The following is an 18,536-nucleotide window of genomic DNA, read 5'->3' as shown; positions in this document are numbered from 1 at the left end:
AAGTACGCAACGGCGTGACATGCCGCCGACTAGGAGATGCAGTTTCAATGATCCAATCGAGCAATTCCGTTGGTGCCAGCCTGCTAGGTCCATTTTCAGGGCTGCTTCGGCATCGAACGCTTTCCCTGGAGCTCACAAAACGCGACATTCTTGGACGCTATCGTGGTGCCAGCTTTGGTCTCCTGTGGGCCCTCATAAGTCCATTCTTGATGCTGGGTGTTTACACCTTTGCGTTTGGCTTCGTCATGAAGAACAAGTGGCCGCAAGTCGAAGGTGGCAATGCTCACTTTTCTATCATTTTGTTCGTTGCGTTGATCATTCACGGTTTTTTTTCCGAGTGCCTCAACCGTTCGCCACATCTGGTTACTTCGCAGCCAAATTTCGTAAAGCGCGTGATCTTCCCACTGGAAATCCTGCCGTGGCCCATGTTGATGTCCGCGCTTTTCCATGCGCTGATGAATACGCTCGTATTCATCGTGTTGCGGTTGGCGCTGGAAGGGACGATGGCTTGGACCATTATATTTTTTCCAGTGGTTCTTCTGCCCCTGTCAGTGCTTATGCTAGGCATTTCCTGGCTGCTGGCCGCGCTTGGAGTCTACTTGCGTGACATTGGCCAGATAACCGGAGTGCTCGCGACCGCCATGTTGTTTATGTCGTCCGCAATGCTTCCTTTGTCATCGGTACCCGAGCGATACCGCATTTTGTTCGAACTAAACCCGCTGACGTTTATTATCGACCAGGCCCGTGAAGTTGCGTTATGGGGGCATTTCCCCGACTGGATCGGTTTGGGGTTCTATACTGCGGGCGCTCTTTTGGTAGCCTATGCGGGTTACGCGTGCTTTAGCGCGACGCGAAGGGGATTTGCCGATGTCCTCTGATTACGCAATTCGTGTTAGTGGATTGACGAAGTCCTTTCCCGTTTACGAAAAGCCCTACCATCGGTTGTTTCAAATGCTGGCCCCAGGGCCCAGGCAACGTTGGTTCCGTGAGTTTGAAGCGCTGAAGGGCATCGACTTTTCGGTCGCCCGTGGCGAGACGCTTGGCATCGTTGGTCGCAATGGATCAGGAAAGTCCACGCTCCTGCAGTTGATTTGCGGGACGTTGACGCCTTCCAGTGGATCGGTCGAAGTACACGGTCGAATTGCCGCCCTGCTTGAGCTCGGGGCAGGATTTAATCCCGAATTTACCGGGCGCGAAAATGTATTTCTCAACGGCGCTGTGCTGGGGCTCGAGCGCAAAGAGATTGAGTCACGCTTCGATGACATCGCTGCCTTTGCGGAGATCGGCCCGTTCCTCGATCAGCCTGTCAAGACCTATTCGAGCGGCATGTACGTGCGACTCGCATTCGCGGTCGCTATCAACGTCATGCCCGAGATTCTCATCGTCGACGAAGCGCTGTCGGTCGGTGACGAGGCATTCCAGCGCAAGTGCTTTGCCCGCATTCACAAGATTCGCGATAGCGGCGCGACGGTGCTCTTTGTGTCCCATTCCGCTGGTGTCGTGTCGGAGCTCTGTGATCGGGCGCTGTTGCTTGATCAGGGTGAAATGCTCGTTCAAGGCTCACCAAAGTTTGTGATATCTCGGTATCACAAGATGCTGTACGCCCCCGCTGATCGGCTTGAGACAATCCGCGAATCGATTCGCCATCATCGCGAAGAGGATCAGGAAGCCGAGGTGGACATACATATGTCCACGGCCGACCGCGAGGAAGCCAATATGGCCAAGGCGGATGTGACGAGCGATACAAGGGAGTCTCTTGATGCAGACGGGGAAGCCTATTTCGACGAAGGCCTCTTACCCAAGAGCACCTTCGAATATGACGCGATCGGTGTGACGATTCACGATCCGCATATAGAGACCCGCAAGCGTCGCCGAGTCAACGTACTTCGGACTGGCGAAACCTACGAGTACGTATATAGAGTCCATTTTCACGAAGCTGCTGCTGCTGTGCGTTTCGGCATGCTCATCAAGAATGTCACGGGTCTGGAACTCGGCGGCGGGCAGTCGGCGCTGCGTCAAAACTCCATGCCGTTGGTTGAGGCCGGCTCCACTGTGGAGGTTCGATTTGAGTTTCGATGCATGCTCGTGCCCGGAACCTATTTTCTCAATGCCGGTGTTCTGGGACAGGTAGGGGAAGGTGAGGTCTATCTGAATAGGCATATCGACGCAGCAATGTTTCGAGTCATGCCCGATCCGCAACGACTTGCAACGGGGATGGTCGATTTCGATATTCGGTCTGCGATTCGTATAGAGAAATCAGCGGAAGTAATGCAGTGACGGCGATTCAAAGAAAGCGCGAAGCCATTCTTATATTCGGCATGCACCGAAGTGGGACCTCAGCCACCACGCGTGTCGTGAATCTATTGGGCGCGGATCTCAATGCCGAGATCCTAGGTCCGAGCTTTGACAATACGAAGGGATTCTGGGAGAGCGCGCGCGCGGTGGACCTGCACGAACGGTTGTTCGAGAAGTTGTCGCGTACTTGGTACGACATGCTAAAGCTGCCCGAAGGCTGGACAGCGCATCCCGCGGCACGTGAGGCGGTGCGTGAAATCACGCAGCTCATCACGGCAGATTTTGCGGAGAGCACATTGTGGGCGATCAAGGATCCCCGGATGTGCCTGCTCGCGCCGCTTTGGATCGAAGCTTTGGCTGCACTTGATATCGAGGCCAAAGCGCTGTTCGTCGTACGCAACCCGCTTGAAGTGGCGGATTCACTGCGCACCAGAAATCAATGGTCGCGTGGACATGCGGCGTTGATGTGGGCCCAATATTTAGTGGAACCCATCATGGCGACGCGTGGCATCAGCCGCGCCATGATCACCTACGATGAGTTGCTCAACGATTGGCGAGTGACCATGGCACGGGTTGGGGAGGACTTGCACATCGATTGGCCTCGGCAGCTCGATGATGTTGCAGAGGAAATTGACCAATTTCTGGACACCGATGAGCGGCACCACAGCGCTGCAGTTAACGTGACCGAAGGCGAGGGAACGGGCCTGCCCGATCTGGTCGATCGCATCTATGAGGAATGCCTGCGCATTACCAGAGACAAAACGGGCTGGAACCAATTGAGCCTGCTCGCCAAAGAGTTTGGTATCGCAGTGAACTTATACGGGCCCGCCATGGAGGACATGGTGGGTCGTTATGTTGCCGCTGAACGGCGAGCGGGCGATGCCGAAAATAGAGCTGGTCAAGCCGAGCATAGCCTTGCAACTAGCGAATCCATGGCCTCAGCCATTCGCGAGCAGAACGGTGCGATCTGTTCCATCCAGCAGTTCCTAGAGCATGAGACTGGGCGGCCGACTAAGGTCGAGCAGCGTTTCGCAGCTCAAATTGATGCCATCGATCAGAGGCTGGCGCGGCTTCAGGAGGAATCTGGGCGACAAAACAGTCGGCTTCTTGGCGCAATGGCTGCGCATTTCAGTGCTGTTGAATCCCGCCAAATTGCAGTTGAGGTGGAGTTAAGGAGGCTCGATGCATCGCTCGGTGACATCAGCATGCGCACCGAGGTGCTCCCTATCTTATCCGCGCAGGTTGCCGAAGTGCAGTCACTGCTGCAGGCAGTCCAGCGAAGCCATGAGGAAGACAGCAATCACAAAATTGCCAGCATCGCCTCGCTGAACGACGAGGTCGCTCAACGCGATCAAACGATCAACAATATTTTTAACTCCAAGAGCTGGAAGATTACTGCGCCGCTACGGAGAGGCAGGGAAGTTCTGATGCACTTTTCAATTCGCGGCTACGCCGGCCGCGTTGCCAGACGTACTTATCGGGCATTACCGTTGTCGCCACAGAGCAGGTCGGCACTGAAGGATGTGATCTTTCGAGTACTGTCTCCTGTGCTGAAAGGCACTAGAAGCTACAGGGACTGGCGAGTGTTCCGCGCTCATCGAGGGCTACCCGAATATGGCGTTGCGCCAGAGGCCCCGACGAGTTCCGTACCACGGGATGGCGCGGATACCTTTCTGAAGGAGGTTTTTGGCAAGGCTGATGCGTCCGCCTATGTACCGATCTGCGGAGCACCCCTCCAATATGATCGGCTAGACACGCGCGTCATCGCTTTCTATCTGCCCCAGTTCCATCCAATTCCTGAGAACGATGAGTGGTGGGGGCGAGGCTTTACCGAGTGGACCAACGTATCGAAAGCCGTCCCTCAGTTCGTAGGCCACCATCAGCCGCGTCTGCCGGGCGAACTTGGCTTCTATGACCTGCGTCTGGTGGACGTCATGAAGCGTCAAGTGGAACTAGCGCAGCTCTATGGCGTGCAAGGGTTCTGCTTCCATTACTACTGGTTCGGCGGAAGGCGCCTGCTTGAGCGGCCGCTGGAACAATTCGTCGCGGCAAAGGATATCGATTTTCCGTTCTGTATCTGCTGGGCCAATGAGAATTGGACCCGGCGCTGGGATGGGCAGGACAGCGAAGTACTCATGGCGCAAAATCACTCGCCAGAGGACGATATCAACTTCATTCGCGACCTCGCGCCGTTTTTGCAGGATGCGCGATACATTCGAGTGGGCGGCAAACCGCTCGTCATCGTGTACCGTCCTTCCATCCTGCCGGATGCCGCAGCGACGTTGGAGCGCTGGCGCGAGTATTGCCGGGAAGTAGGTATCGGCGAACTGTTCATCTGCATGGTTCAGTTCGATGTTGAGGACCCGCGTGTCTTCGGTTTCGACGCTGCCATTGAGTTTCCGCCACACAAGCTGGCTAGCGGCCTCGAACCGATCAACGAGTCCTTGCAGATACTCAATCCCGACTACGCGGGCTATGTGATCGACTACAAGTCGGTGATGGATCGGGCTCGCGAGTATGTTGCGAACGGCTTTGACGTCATCCGTGGTGTTTTTCCGTCCTGGGATAACGAGGCGCGCAAGCCGGGCCGCGGTTATACATTTGCGCACGCCTCGCCGCGCCGCTACGGCGAGTGGCTACGTTTCGCCGTTGACTACGCACGCAAGCATCCCGTGCAGGGCGAACGCTTGGTATTTGTGAATGCGTGGAACGAATGGGCTGAGGGTGCATATCTGGAGCCTGATCGCAAATATGGATATGCGTACCTCCAGGAGACCCGCGACGCACTCACTTTGGGTGGAGCCGCGAAAGGTCGTAAGCACATCGTCGTTGTAACGCATGACGCACACCCCCACGGCGCCCAGTATCTGGCGCTCCATATGGTGCGCGAGCTTCATGAGGCTTTCGGATTTCATGTCGACGTGGTGATTCTGGGGGAGGGTATTCTTGAAGAGCGCTTCGCCCTCTATGGCAGAGTCCACAAGCTGATTGGTGTTGACCATCAAGGTAGTCAGGCAACGGCGCTCGCGCGACAGTTGGCTGAACATGCGCAACATGCGATTGCGAACACTACTGTTGCCGGGCTATTCGCGCAGACCTTGAGCCAAGCCGGCATGCAGGTCTTATCTCTAGTCCACGAATTACCTGGAATCATTAAAAGCTACGGCCTACAGCCGCATGTCACGGCGATGGTGAACAGCGCTCGAAAGATCATCTTCCCCGCGGAAAAGGTGCGGGAGGGGCTTCGTGCCTTTGGCGACGTGTCTGAGCACCAGGCGATGCTCAGGCCGCAGGGCTTGTTTACGCGTAGCCGTTACCGCGGGCGTACCAATCGCAGCGAACCGCGGGGTCGCCTCAGGGAGCGGCTGGGGCTGGCTAGCGATGACCTGGTGGTGTTGGCCATCGGTTATGCAGATCATCGCAAAGGCATAGACCTGTTTGCAGAGATGGGTTTGCGCATCCTCAAGGAGATCCCCAACGTTCACTTTGTCTGGGTGGGACACTTCGACACCTCGATCGAACCTTCGATCCGCGAGCGCATTGCCAAGAGTGGGCGCGAGAATCATTTCCACTTTCCCGGTCTTGATTTCGAGACCGACGACTATTACGCCGGGGCCGATGCCTATGCGCTCACTTCGCGCGAGGATCCGTTTCCGTCGGTCGTGCTTGAAGCGCTCTCGGTGGGCACGCCAGTGGTCGCGTTCGCCGGCACCGGTGGTGCCGAAGAGATTTTGCGCAAGGGTTGCGGTGTTCTCGTTGATCGGATCGACGCCAAAGCGTTCGCCGATTCATTGCGGAGCGTACTGACGCAACCTGAGCTCGCGGCATCGCTGGGGCAGGTCGGCAGGGAGCTGGTGCAGAAGGAGTATTCGTTCCGAACGTATATGTTCGATCTGCTCGACGCCCTCGGGCTGCCCCAACCCAAAATATCCGTGGTGGTGCCCAACTTCAACTATGCGCGCTACCTGCCCGAGCGGCTGGGTTCGATCGATGCTCAATCAGTGCCTATCTACGAGCTGCTTGTGCTGGATGATAGCTCCAGTGACAACAGTCTGGACGTGCTGGATATCTTGCGATCATCGTTACGCACCGACTTTACGGTGATCCAGAACGAACGTAATTCCGGGTCAGTGTTCAAGCAGTGGCAAAAGGGCGTCGAGCTAACCACGGGCGACTTCGTATGGATCGCAGAGGCTGACGATATGGCCGACGCCAGGTTTCTCGAGGCGACCATGCATCCCATGCTTATCGATCCTGAAGTCGTGATGGCCTATAGCCAGTCCCGACAGCTGGATGAGATTGGCAATATAACTGCGGACAACTATCGGGATTACTGCCGAGATCTTGACGAGAAGATTTGGAGTGAGTCGTACGTTGCACGCGGTATCGATGAGGTGCGCCGGGCGTTATCCATCAAGAACACCATTCCGAATGTCAGCGCCGTGATCTTTCGCAGAGAAGCGATTGCCCACGTCCTGAAAGAGTCTCTGGACGAGGTGCTTCAGTACAAGATCGCGGGTGACTGGGTGACGTATCTGGGCGTGCTCGAGAAAGGAAAAATCGCTTTCTGTGCCGAATCCCACAATGGGCACCGCAGGCACTCACGCAGCGTGACCCTTGGCTCCGATCAATGGCCTCATCTTCTGGAAATCCTGAAGGTTCAAAAGATGGCGAGGGAAAAGTATGCCCCTGATCCGCAGCAGGTCGCGCGTGCGTCGGCTTACGCGCAACATGTTTACGTACATTTGGGTCTCGCTACCGATGAGGCCCCAAGCGTTGACATGTTCGCCGCCGCCCAGCCTTGGCTGAGGACCTGACGTGGTGTCCAGTGCAGCGCTGGCGGAAAACAGCATGATTGCGCGGGTCGAGCGGCAAGCGACGTGCGTGGAGGCGCTGTCGCTGATTGAGGCGCGGAGGGTTGATGTGGTGGTTGCCAGAGGTGCGTGTTGAGAGCTCTCGTTATTGGTGGAAATGGATTCATCGGCTCAAGCCTCGTCCAGCGATTGAGGGAGGCCGGCGATGAAGTTCGCGTTATCGACGTCGGTGCGCCGCGAGATGATTTTGACTGGTCCGGGATTAACTACACACGGGCTGCGATCATGGATGCTGCTGCCCTTGCTGAGGCTTTGAGTGCGGTCGATGTGGTGTACCACTCTGCCAGTACGACCGTACCCAGTACTTCCAACCTTGATCCCATCAGTGATGTCGAGCAAAACCTGGTGGGCATGTTGCGCCTGCTCGAAGCGATGCGAGCGCAATCGGTGCCACGGATCGTGTTTCTTTCATCGGGTGGAACCGTGTATGGGAATCCGCGCACCATACCCGTCCGGGAGGAGCACCCGCTTGATCCCATCTGTTCATATGGGGTCGTCAAGGTCGCCATCGAAAAATATCTCCAGATGTACGAGGCCTTGTATGGCCTTCAGGCGGTTATCCTGAGACCTTCCAACCCCTATGGGCCCAGACAGGGTACCGCCGGCATTCAGGGGTTGATCGCTGCTTTCCTGGGAAGGACGCTTCGCGGTGAACAGCTGAAGATCTGGGGCGACGGTGACGTGGTCCGCGACTACATATTCATTGAAGACTTAGTTGAACTCACCGTACGTGCCGGGCACTGCGCTCCAACCGGTGTCTTCAACGTTGGCAGTGGCACCGGGCATTCGATCAATGACGTGGTCGGGGCGATACGCCGAGTTACGCACATGAATCCGGAGGTCGAGTATCTCGATGCACGTGCGTTTGACGTTCGACGCGTCGTTCTTGACGTTGACAAGGCCAGGAGCGCGTTCTCCTGGGCGCCAATTGTCGGTATCGACGCTGGGATCGCCAGGACGTGGACCTGGCTTCAGGAGCATTGACCCGCCCACAACATATTGGTTACCAGAGTAGTGACGATCGATCTTGCTGATCCACCAACGCTATTGTCTAGGCCGGAGCCAAATAACGTGAGCGAATTCAAGCAGTGGTCAAATGAGGGCTATTGCCATTGTTGCCGCCGACAAACTGTATTCGTGGCAACGCAGTCATGGCTGCGGGACAACTACCTTTGCTCGACCTGTCACTCGATCCCGAGGCAGAGGCACATTCAACTGATCCTGGACTCTTATTATCCGGGATGGGAGGCAAAGCGCATTCATGAGTCTTCGCCATCAACGAGTTTCATCGCACAATACGCGCGAAACTATACGAGCTCACAGTACTTCCATGACGTTTCGCCTGGAAAGATATTCAACGGAGTTCGGTGCGAAAACCTCGAAGCTCTGACTTTCGCTGACGGGAGCTTTGACATATTTGTAACGCAGGATGTCTTGGAGCACGTTTTCAGGCCTGACCTAGCCGTTACTGAGGTTCATCGCGTGTTGAAGCCTGGTGGAATTCATATCTTCACTGCGCCAAAGCACAAGGGGCTACTTGAGACGTGCCAACGCGCGGAAATGCTGGCTGCTGGAACGGTCAATCACCTTTTGTCGGAGATGTATCACGGCAACCCGGTCGGCGATGGGCGGGCACTGGTAACATGGGACTACGGATACGATTTTGAAGAGCTGCTCAGCGATTGGTCTGGCGTTTCAGTGATGACTTATCGAACACGAGATCGGTCCAAGGGGATCGACGCTCTCTTCAATGAGGTTTTTGTCATCCAGAAACCTATCGGCACTAAGAGCTTCGTTGCTTCCCTGCTGCAAAACCGATTTGTCCAGAAGTAAACCTTAAAGCGTGCCATGGAAAAATGGCGCGGAGTATGACGGGAATCGCTTAGCACGCGAATGGCTGTTTCGTCGCTCTCGTAGCGTTCCCTGGGGCACGCAGGCTCTAATTCGAGAGTCTTTCGCATACCGAATCAAGGAGGGGGCATGGGTGTTTTCAGAACGGTAGCGGAAAGTCTTGCCCGGTATCGCGATACGGAGATCGATCGCACCATTTCCGCTTCGGAGACCATGTTTAACCAGTGGTATTTCGAGGTCGGAACCAGTGCGATAGACAATATCGCGCTCGCTTGGTTGTCGAGCGGGATAGACCGGATCAACCGTGTGCTGGATCTTCCATGCGGCCACGGGCGAGTCTTGCGCCATCTGGTTGAACTCTTTCCTGAAGCGAAATTCGATGCCTGTGACCTGGATGAGGCAGGCTTGGCATTTTGCGCAGAAAGATATGGAGCCAGGTCCCTTCGTTCAAAGGAGGACTTGACCGCCATGGACTTCGACACGACCTACGATCTCATATGGGTCGGTTCATTGTTCACACATATTTCGCGTGAGTTGGCTTGCGCTTGGCTCGCTCATCTCGCCAGATTCCTGAGCCCGCAAGGCCTGCTTGTCGGTACAACGCATGGTCGCTGGTGCGAGTACGTGCATACCGTCAGTCCCTATATAGCGCCTGATAGCTGGGCGAAGGTGCTCGCGGGATACCGGCAGTCTGGTTACGGATATTGCGACTATCGCTCGGCCGAGAATCATGATTACCTGCACGGCTCCTATGGCATCTCCCTGGTGAAGCCGTCAGTGACCATTGCCGACATCGAACGCATTCCTGACGTCAGGTTGTTGCTCTATCGCGAACGTGCCTGGGCCGACCATCAGGACATCTTCGCGATCGGGAAGCCGTCTTTCGACGCGCGTTGGCCAGGCATGGCGCCGGCACCATAGACGGGTATGAATAGCGCGATCACTTAGCCCGCACAGGCCTGTTGCGCATCATCAAGTGTGGATTTGCCTGTCCAGGTAGTCCTCATACATCAAATTGGCTATACGTCTGGATTCAAGAAATGCGTCCTATTTTTTTCGAAGTATTTAATCGATGTGCGTTGTTATTTTTGGTCATGGCTGCCATTTTTTTGTCGGCTTGTCATGCTCCGGATGTGCCAACATACGCACCGAAGCAAAAACGTGCGGCAACCGCGGATCACAAAGAGGCTGTAGTAGCTCAATCGCGAGTAAATGCGACCGAATTGAAGGAGGCGTCGGCTCAAAGAGAGAAGGCGGCGGCCACCGAGGGTTGCAATATGGACAGCTTGAATGACGGCCCATTCGGGATGAGCACCACGCTTCATAAATCGGAGCCGTTCAAGATAGGTGGATGGCTGATTGACCCAGCTCTGAAAGTCGTCCCAGGGGATGCCTTTGTGGAATTCGAAAGCGAAGACGGAACTCATTTCTGGCGATCGCCGCTTAATCACTGGAGCCAGCGCATCGATGTAATGCAGGCATTCGGTAGCGTTCGCGCCTTCGCGCTCTCGGGCTTTAGTGAGTTGCTTGACGCTTCCGCGTTGCCTGACGGCAATTATCGCGTCTTCATTATTTACGGAAGTTCCGGTTCTCTTCGGAAGTGTGACAACGGGCGGACGTTGACAGTCAAGAACTGACCGCCATCCTGACGATATCCCACGCAGTAGCTGGATCGAAAATTCTGGCTAGGCATTCGAGTTGCACAGTCAAGAGCTTTTGCAGATGACCACAATCAATCAAAGAAAAGCGTCGTTGCGCGCCGCCGTATTCCTCTTTTCTCTAGGCATTGTTGCCACGATTTTCTCGCTGGCACGCAGCTGGCACCAACCTGTGCTCGACCAATACGGATTTCGGCAGACGCAAACTGCAATTTCGGCGTATTCCATCGCCACGGGCGGTCCCTGGCTCGGGTATGAAACACCGGTCTTGGGTGCGCCGTGGTCGGTGCCGTTCGAGCTACCCTTATATCAGTGGCTTGTAGCGGGAACTTCGGTATTGCTCCCAGTCACGATGGATCAGGCTGGTCGTCTCGTCAGTTTGATTTTCTTCCTGGGTATGCTCGTTCCACTTGCCAGCATTCTGCGGCACTTCGGAGGCGATCGGCGCCTGATATTGATAGTTAGCGGCATGTTGCTCCTATCACCCTTGTACCTATTCTGGTCGCGCGCCTTCATGATGGAGTCGATGGCGCTTTTTATGTCCGTCTGGTTCTTGAGTGCATTGTTGTCGTACCTGAGAAAGCCAAATGTTCGCGGCTTGGCTGCGATGTTTCTGGCAGCGGCGTTCGCCGCCACCATCAAGATCACAACGTTTGTCGGGTTCGCCGTTGCTGGCGGGGTGCTCGTTGTCTATGACATGTGGTGCATCCGAGCCGATTTCTCGTTCTTCAAGTGGGTTAAGCGATATGCCGGCCCAGCGTGCTGTGTCGCCTTTGCACTTTTCGTCCTTGTTCTGTGGTTGCGCTATTCAGATGATTTGAAGGCACAGACGCTCTTGGGTTCTGTTCTTACCTCAGACGCGCTCTCCACATGGAACTTTGGAACTCTCCGCCAGAGGTTGGGCGCCGAGCTATGGCGGGACGTAATCCTCAGCAGAGGGCCTCGTGAGGCACTAGGGGCGACTGGATTGGTCTGGCTATCCCTTGGGGCTGCATTGAGCCTCGGATACCGCACGTTGTTGCCATTCTTGGCACTAATCGTTTTGTATCTTCTGCCCTTCTTAGTGTTCACAAATCTGCATATCGTCCACCATTACTATCAGTATGCGAATAGCATCTTTCTAGTTGTGGCGGTGGCGTATGTAGTTTGGGTTTTGACTTCGAAGGCGCCCGCACTAATTGGCTCTATGTTGATTTTTCTTGTGTGCTTCAGCCAGCTTTGGGGCTTCCATCGTTACTTCTATCATGATCTCGCAAAAGACATGAGCGATATGCGAGCGTTGCAGCTTGCGCGCTTTGTTAGAGAACACACAGGCGATGATCAGATAATTTTGGGCTTTGGTCTTCAGTGGGCCTCCGATGTGCCCTACTACAGTCTGCGTAAAGCTATGCTGGTACCGGACTGGAATGTCGACGATCCCGCGCACCCCACGTCGGCAGTGAAAACGCTGACTACTATGCTTAATGATCCAAACAGATATACCGGCGGCGCACACATAGGTGCGGTGATCGAGTGCCCGAATGCTTTGGCTTCAAATGAGAACACACGTGCGGTCTATGAGCGCCTTTTGACTAGCTCGATACAGGGACGGAGTTCGCAGGTGGTTGCGGACTGCACGGTTTACTACTGAGTTGGCTACAAGCATTGCTGGCCGCTAAGCTTTAATACATGACCTCGACGTACCCCCGCTTTTGAGTAGCGCAGCGATTTGGAGTCCAATCCCGCAACCCAAGGAGATTGGATGTGAAGAAGCGCTTTTCCGAAGAACAGATCATCGGCTTCCTGCGCGAGGCGGAGGCTGGCATGGCGGTGAAGGATCTCTGCCGCAAGCACGGTTTCAGTGAAGCCTCGTACTACCTGTGGCGCAGCAAGTTCGGCGGGATGACGGTGCCCGATGCCAAGCGGCTGAAGGAACTGGAGACCGAGAACGCTCGATTGAAGAAGCTACTGGCCGAGTCGATGCTGGAAATCGAGGTGACCCGTGAGGTGCTTCGAAAAAAGTGGTAACCGCACCCGCCCGGCGGGCGATGGTGCGGCAGCTAATGGATCGAGGTTTAAGCGAGCGCCGCGCATTGGTTGTGATGCGCATGAGCGCCAGCGCGCTGCGCTATGTGCCACGCGCAGATCGCAACGATGCGCTGCGCGACCGGATCTTGGCGCTGGCACATCGGCACAAGCGCTACGGCGTCGGGATGATTTATCTGAAGCTCCGCCAGGAAGGGCAACTCGTGAACTACAAGCGCGTTGAGCGGCTGTATCAGGAGGCAAAACTTCAGGTGCGGCGGCGCAAGCGGAAGAAAGTGCCGGTGGGTGAACGGCAGCCCTTGTTCCGCCCAACAGCCCCTAACCAGGTCTGGTCAATGGACTTCGTGTTCGATCGCACCGCGGATGGCCGCGTCATCAAATGTTTGACCGTCGTCGACGATGCCACTCATGAGTCGGTCGTCATCGAGGTTGAGCGAGCCATTTCCGGCATGGGCGTGACGCGCGTGATGGATCGCTTAGCGCTCAGTCGTGGTTTGCCTAAGGTAATCCGTAGCGATAACGGTAAGGAGTTTTGTGGCAAGGCCATGGTCAGCTGGGCACACGAACGCGGCGTGCAGCTTCGTTTGATCGAACCGGGCAAGCCGAACCAGAACGCCTACATCGAATCATTCAACGGTCGCTTGCGCGATGAATGTCTCAACGAGCACTGGTTCCCAAGCCTGCTTCATGCGCGTACCGAGATCGAAACCTGGCGTCGGGAATACAACGAGGAACGACCCAAGAAGGCATTGGGCGGGCTCACGCCCGCCGACTATGCGAAGCAGTTAAAGTGTGACCCACCCCCGGAAAACTGGGCCATCGTAAAGTAGAGACTTCGCCACCATGGGCCCCCGTAGCCAACGAGGAGTCAGGCAGTGAAGAAGTCACGGTTTACCGAAGAGCAGATCGCCTACGCGCTCAAGCAGGCCGAGCTGGGGATGACGGTTGGCGAGATCTGCCGGAAGATGGGCGTGGCCGAGGCCACGTTCTATGTCTGGCGCAAGAAGTACGGCGGATTGGGGCCGTCAGAGCTGAAACGGCTACGCTTGCTGGAAGAGGAAAATCGCAAGCTCAAGCAGCTGGTCGCCGACCTGAGTCTGGACAAGGCAATGTTGCAGGAGGTGGTGACAAAAAAGCTCTGAGGCCTGCCCAGAAGCGCACCTGGATAGGCCGGTTGTGTGAGCGCTTCGGCGTCAGCGAACGATGCGCATTGCGGCTCATGTCGATGTCGCGTTCGAGCTTTTCCTACAAGGCCAAAGCGCGTGACTGCAGCGTCATCCGCATGCGAATGCGCGAGATCGCGTTGAACCGTGTCCACTACGGCTGTGAGCGGGTGTTTGTCATGCTGCGGCGTGAGGGATGGCGCGACAACCACAAACGGGTTCATCGCATTTACAAGGAAGAAGGCCTTTCCCTGCGGCATTGCCGGCCTCGTCGCAGCCGTAGTGCCCGTCGTCGGCAACCGATCAAGGTAGCTACAGCACCCAACGCGCTGTGGGGAATGGACTTCGTCAGTGATGCCCTGTTCGATGGGCGTCGTTTTCGATCGCTGACGGTGGTGGATCACTTCACCCACGAGTGCCTGGACATCGTGGTGGATCAGTCACTGCGTGGCGAGCACGTGGCGCAGGCGATGGTCAGGCTGGTGGCACAACGTGGCAAGCCTGCGGCGATTAAGGTGGACAACGGAAGCGAGTTCGCCGGGAAGGTGATGGATCGCTGGGCCTACGAGAATGGCGTGGAGCTGGACTTCTCCCGACGCGGTACGCCGACCGACAACGCGTTGGTAGAAAGCTTCAATGGACGGCTTCGGCAGGAGTGCTTGAACGAGCACTGGTTCTTGTCGCTGGAGGATGCACGGAGCAAAATCGCAGCATGGCGGCGCTTCTATAACGAGGATCGTCCCCACTCTGCACTGGCATGGAAAACACCTGCCGAATTCGCCCGAGAACACGGGTCCCAAGCGAATTCACAGGAGCCGTAACAGGTCGGATTCTCTACCGACTGTTGGCCTAGAAAACGGGGGTGGGTCAGGGGGTACGTCGGAAGCGCAGGGCAAGGGAGCTCGTCTCTTTGGTTCGAGGATCATGCTGACACTCGGCAATGCATCCTATGCGCTGTATCTGATACACACCATGTGTTTTGTAGGTGTAAGCGAATACCTTTGGTACACGCTCGGGTTACCGAAAACTATCGGCCCTGATGGTGCGGTCCTTGCGCTGTTGTTGACTTGTTGCCTCATTTCGATAGCAACGCATTACATTGTCGAGAAACCGATCACCAAACTGGTACGCCTGTTTTTGAAGATAGTTGGGTCCCACAGCGCCAGGCTAACGGCGCGCGCACAAATCTAACCGGGCGACGAAGGTTTTCTTGATTTTGGAGTGGCCAAAATGAGCATTGAAAGGCCCGCTCCGCGTTTCAGCTGAGCTATTTGAAAGTAAAGTGCCGATGCCCAAGGTAACTCGTAAAGATGGGAACAAGCACGCCAACGCCATGCGCCACGAGTTGATCGTGATAGTGAAACCCCACCGCGGGAAATATCCAGTAGGCGAGCAACAAGCTGACAGCCATCGTTTGAACAACTGCTGCCAGGTTTATCAGGATGAATCGGAAAGCCTGTACACGGATCGAGAGTGTTCCGACTTCAAAGACAAATAGCCGATTCAGGACAAACGCAATCAACATGCCTATGCAATAGGCAGCACCAATGGCCAGCGCATAGGGCATCCATGCGCTAAATAGAATGCGGGAACCGAAATTCGCGCCAGCAGCCAGTCCGCCCGCGATAATGAACTTGGCGAAGCGCTTGGAAATCACAAGTGCGCTACGGATGCGATCCGGGCCAGTTCCTGACCTACCTTGATGCTTTCCGAAATCGACCGGTCTTCTGGGTAGTAGTAGGAAGTGTCGGCCATATAGAGCCCGCTGATGGGTGTCTTCATCGGGGGTAGCATGCCGTTAAAGCCCGGTGGGCATACTGTTTGTGCAAACTCGTAGCGATGACAGTGGCTGGCCAGCACACTGGAGCGCTTGAAGGCAGGGTTGAGCTTCGCCAGATAGCCCAGCACTTCTTCGATCAGCTCCTCGTTGCTGTTGCCCCATTTTGGGTGCGTCTTTGGCATGTAGTAAGGCGCGTAGACGATCGACGTGCTGGTTCTGTTGAGGTTGGAGTACTCGATCACCCCCGGAATCTCGATTGAAGGATCGTTGATATTCATCCAGAAATTTTCAGTCAGCGGCTCACTCAATTTAAGGATGACGCAGGCAACCGGGATGTTCTTGATGGCATCAATGCGGTCCGAGAAGGCCTTCGGCAGGTCCGGGGCGATGCGGGGCACGTACTGAATCGGTGCAGTGGACAGAACGGCGTCCGTCGGAACTTCAGTGCCGCCGACCATGACGCCGGTAACGCGCCCATCGTGAGTGACGACGCGATCAATGCCTGCCTTCAGATGGATGCGGCCGCCATGATCGAGGATGAATTGCTCCATGGCACGCAAAACGGTGGCAGAGCCCCCCTCCAGATAGCCCATGGTTTCCTGCATCAGATTCTTGCGGGACAGGCCTACGCGTTTGATGCGTGTGCCAATCCAGGCAGCCGAAAGTTGTTCGGTATATTCAAAGAACTTCAGCTCGAACAGGCTCTTCCACAACACGTCGTAGGCGCGCTTTCCGACCCATTTGCGGATCCAGCCTGTGGCGCTCACTTTGTCCAGGGCCGTCCAATCCTGGATGCTCTTGGTATACATCACGTGCAGGGCATATCGCGCTTTGCTGATGATGCCCAAGCCATCGAAACCAAGCAGTGCAAATGGAGTTCCCCATTTGTATAGGCGTCCATTGAAGTAGAAGCCCATCTTCGTGTCGGTCCAGCGCAGCGTGTGCGCCAGCTTCAGTTCATCGAGAAGCTTGAACAGCGGGTAGTCGGTCTTGCAGATGAAGTGGTAGTAGCGCTCGATTTCCAGCCCATCGAAGTCGAATGTCGCAGACATGCCACCGATGCGGTCGTCACGCTCATAGATGTCGACCTCGTGGCCAAGTTTGAGTAGTTCCATGGCGGCCATAAGGCCCATAGGGCCGGCGCCGAGCACGGCAAAACGCTTGGAAGACATGACGTACTCCGACAATCAACGTTTGAGAACAATATGGCTATAGCGAGGATCGCAGTAGCTTTCGCGTACGGCTTCCTCGAAGGGCGTCTGTCGCACGCCAAAAGTGGCGAAAGTATCGACCCCGTGGAAGTCGTCTCCCGCCGTTAGGGCTTTCAGTTGCGCCGCGGTGAATGGGGGCTTCCCACTGAATATCGCGTAGATGCGCAGCAAGGTGTGAAAGACGCCATAAGGGATATGCAGAATCAGCGTGCGCAGATCTTTGGCGCGTTTGATGGTCTTAATGATGTCGATATAGTCGATGCGGGTGTCGCCTACGACGTCGTAGATCGTGCCATCGGGCTGCGTCTCGATGCAGCGGGCAATGCAACGGCAGAAGTCGCGCTCATATAAAGGCTGACGCATGTATCTGCCGTCGCCAGGAATCGGGAACACCGGCGTTTTTGCCATGAAGCGCGAGAGCCAGCCGAAGTGCTTCGGATCAAACCAGCCGAACATCAGGGTTGGGCGGAGCACGCAGTGACGTATTTCGCTGGCTACGACAAGAGCCTCCTGCTCCTTCTTGGTGTTGGTGTAGTCATCGTTGGCGACTGACACCACCACGGATGAGCTGACATGCACCAGGTAGGGTACCTGATGAGCCTTGATAGCTTCCAGTACGAGCTTCGTGGCATCCACGTTGTTGCGCACGAACTCGTCGTGGAATTTGCTGGTGATCTGGGCGTGCAGTTGCACTACGCATTGCGCGCCAGCAAATGCATCACGCCAGTTTCCGGAAACGGCCAGGTCAGCATCGATTGTGGCGACTTCCGGGTGCAACTGCCGCAAGATGTCCATGTTGTAGGCATGCTTGTCGATCGCTACCAGGTTCGTGTAACCCTGGCTTTTGAGCTCGACGATCAGGTTCTGGCCAACCAGGCCTGCTGCGCCGGTGATAACGATTCGAGCGTTTTTCTGGATAGGGTTCATTGCTTGCGGCACGCTCAGAGCTTCAGGCGCCGGAACACGAATTCCGGAATATGGCGAATGATGAACATGATGGCCCACCAGAATCGCGGCAGATATATCTCGCCCGCACCACTATCGATGGCGCTTTGGATACCGGCTGCGACAGCCGCGGGCTTTGCCCACAGTGCGCCCTTTTTGAACGAGGCCGTCATGGGCGTATCAACGAATCCTGGCTTGATGGTGAGTACATTGACGCCAAAAGGCCGCAGACGCTGGCGCAGTCCGCTAAGAAAGGTGCTGACCGCCGCCTTGGCGGCACCGTAGGTGTAATTACTCTGCCGGCCGCGATCGCCCGCGACAGAGGAAATCACCGCGATCGTGCCTGCACGACGGGCCTGCATGTAAGGCACGAAGGCGGCGATGAAGGCGATCGTCGAAGTGCCGTTGGTGGCGAATTCGCGCAACGTGGTTTCCACCGAAGCCTCGCAGGCATCCTGATCGGGCAGGGTTCCATGCGCCACCAGGAGTACGTCAATCTCGCCCAAAGCAGTCGTAGCCTGTTCTATCGCAGCGCCGTGTGCGGCAACCTCGTTCATATCAAGCACGCCGCAGGTGACTTCAATCGCACCGCGTACGCGCAGGTCGTCCGCGATGTCCTTGAGCTTGACGGCATTACGGCCCAGCAGGTGCAGGCGGGCACCACGTGATGCGTAAAGTCGAGCGGTCGCTTCGGCGATCGCTGAGGTTGCACCGACAATAAGAATTTTTTGCAT

14 protein-coding genes are annotated in these 18,536 nt (G+C 56.0%); 10 read left to right on the top strand and 4 right to left on the bottom strand.

What is annotated here, in order from left to right:
- The first annotated feature begins 47 nt into the window (after window positions 1–47).
- The 10 genes from AC3CBN_RS01250 to AC3CBN_RS01205 all read left to right on the top strand — a co-directional run bounded on the left by AC3CBN_RS01250 (window position 48) and on the right by AC3CBN_RS01205 (window position 14,687).
- A complete protein-coding gene (locus AC3CBN_RS01250) occupies window positions 48–878 on the top strand; it encodes an ABC transporter permease (protein WP_488635019.1) in 831 nt (276 codons plus the stop codon).
- Window positions 868–2,277, top strand: coding sequence for an ABC transporter ATP-binding protein (locus AC3CBN_RS01245; RefSeq protein WP_488635018.1), 1,410 nt, complete (start codon window positions 868–870; stop codon window positions 2,275–2,277). The genes AC3CBN_RS01250 and AC3CBN_RS01245 overlap by 11 nt, the downstream gene beginning before the upstream one ends.
- Window positions 2,274–7,112, top strand: coding sequence for a glycoside hydrolase family 99-like domain-containing protein (locus AC3CBN_RS01240; RefSeq protein ID WP_488635017.1), 4,839 nt, complete (start codon window positions 2,274–2,276; stop codon window positions 7,110–7,112). Before AC3CBN_RS01245 ends, AC3CBN_RS01240 begins: the two co-directional genes overlap by 4 nt.
- Before the next feature lie 126 nt (window positions 7,113–7,238).
- Entirely contained in the window at window positions 7,239–8,153 is a 915-nt protein-coding gene (locus AC3CBN_RS01235) for an NAD-dependent epimerase/dehydratase family protein (protein ID WP_488635016.1), read from the top strand.
- Between the two features lie 87 nt (window positions 8,154–8,240).
- Window positions 8,241–9,002: a class I SAM-dependent methyltransferase gene (locus AC3CBN_RS01230; protein ID WP_488635015.1), complete on the top strand. Its 762-nt coding sequence runs from the start codon at window positions 8,241–8,243 to the stop codon at window positions 9,000–9,002.
- 147 nt (window positions 9,003–9,149) lie between these two features.
- Window positions 9,150–9,941 carry a class I SAM-dependent methyltransferase gene (locus AC3CBN_RS01225; protein ID WP_488635014.1) on the top strand — a complete coding sequence of 264 codons (792 nt, stop codon included), beginning with the start codon at window positions 9,150–9,152 and terminating at the stop codon, window positions 9,939–9,941.
- A 119-nt stretch (window positions 9,942–10,060) separates the two neighbouring features.
- Window positions 10,061–10,657: a hypothetical protein gene (locus AC3CBN_RS01220; protein ID WP_488635013.1), complete on the top strand. Its 597-nt coding sequence runs from the start codon at window positions 10,061–10,063 to the stop codon at window positions 10,655–10,657.
- An 85-nt stretch (window positions 10,658–10,742) separates the two neighbouring features.
- Window positions 10,743–12,308, top strand: a complete 1,566-nt coding sequence (locus tag AC3CBN_RS01215; RefSeq protein ID WP_488635012.1) for a hypothetical protein — start codon at window positions 10,743–10,745, stop codon at window positions 12,306–12,308.
- A 113-nt stretch (window positions 12,309–12,421) separates the two neighbouring features.
- Window positions 12,422–13,533 (top strand): IS3 family transposase gene (locus AC3CBN_RS01210; RefSeq protein WP_488635011.1). Its coding sequence is split into 2 segments (ribosomal slippage): window positions 12,422–12,680 and window positions 12,680–13,533, totalling 1,113 coding nucleotides; the frame shifts between segments, so codons are not numbered across the junction.
- Between the two features lie 45 nt (window positions 13,534–13,578).
- A protein-coding gene (locus tag AC3CBN_RS01205) for an IS3 family transposase (protein ID WP_488633476.1) occupies window positions 13,579–14,687 on the top strand; the annotation gives its coding sequence in 2 pieces (ribosomal slippage) (window positions 13,579–13,831 and window positions 13,831–14,687; 1,110 coding nt in all).
- A gap of 446 nt (window positions 14,688–15,133) precedes the next feature.
- On the opposite strand, the gene AC3CBN_RS01200 is transcribed toward AC3CBN_RS01205, so the two are convergent.
- From AC3CBN_RS01200 to AC3CBN_RS01185, 4 genes are read right to left on the bottom strand one after another with little or no spacing between them, the layout of a single operon-like run.
- Window positions 15,134–15,523 (bottom strand): GtrA family protein, encoded by a 390-nt coding sequence (locus tag AC3CBN_RS01200; RefSeq protein ID WP_488635010.1) that lies wholly within the window; start codon window positions 15,521–15,523, stop codon window positions 15,134–15,136.
- Window positions 15,520–16,818: an NAD(P)/FAD-dependent oxidoreductase gene (locus AC3CBN_RS01195; RefSeq protein WP_488635009.1), complete on the bottom strand. Its 1,299-nt coding sequence runs from the start codon at window positions 16,816–16,818 to the stop codon at window positions 15,520–15,522. The genes AC3CBN_RS01200 and AC3CBN_RS01195 overlap by 4 nt, the downstream gene beginning before the upstream one ends.
- Before the next feature lie 15 nt (window positions 16,819–16,833).
- Complete coding sequence (locus AC3CBN_RS01190; protein ID WP_488635008.1) at window positions 16,834–17,784, bottom strand: NAD-dependent epimerase/dehydratase family protein; 951 nt, start codon at window positions 17,782–17,784, stop codon at window positions 16,834–16,836.
- Window positions 17,785–17,798: 14 nt separating this feature from the next.
- Window positions 17,799–18,536, bottom strand: a complete 738-nt coding sequence (locus tag AC3CBN_RS01185; protein WP_488636636.1) for an SDR family oxidoreductase — start codon at window positions 18,534–18,536, stop codon at window positions 17,799–17,801.

The organism is Dyella sp. OK584, assembly GCF_057787755.1.
This window is presented reverse-complemented; position numbering and strand designations above follow the sequence as displayed.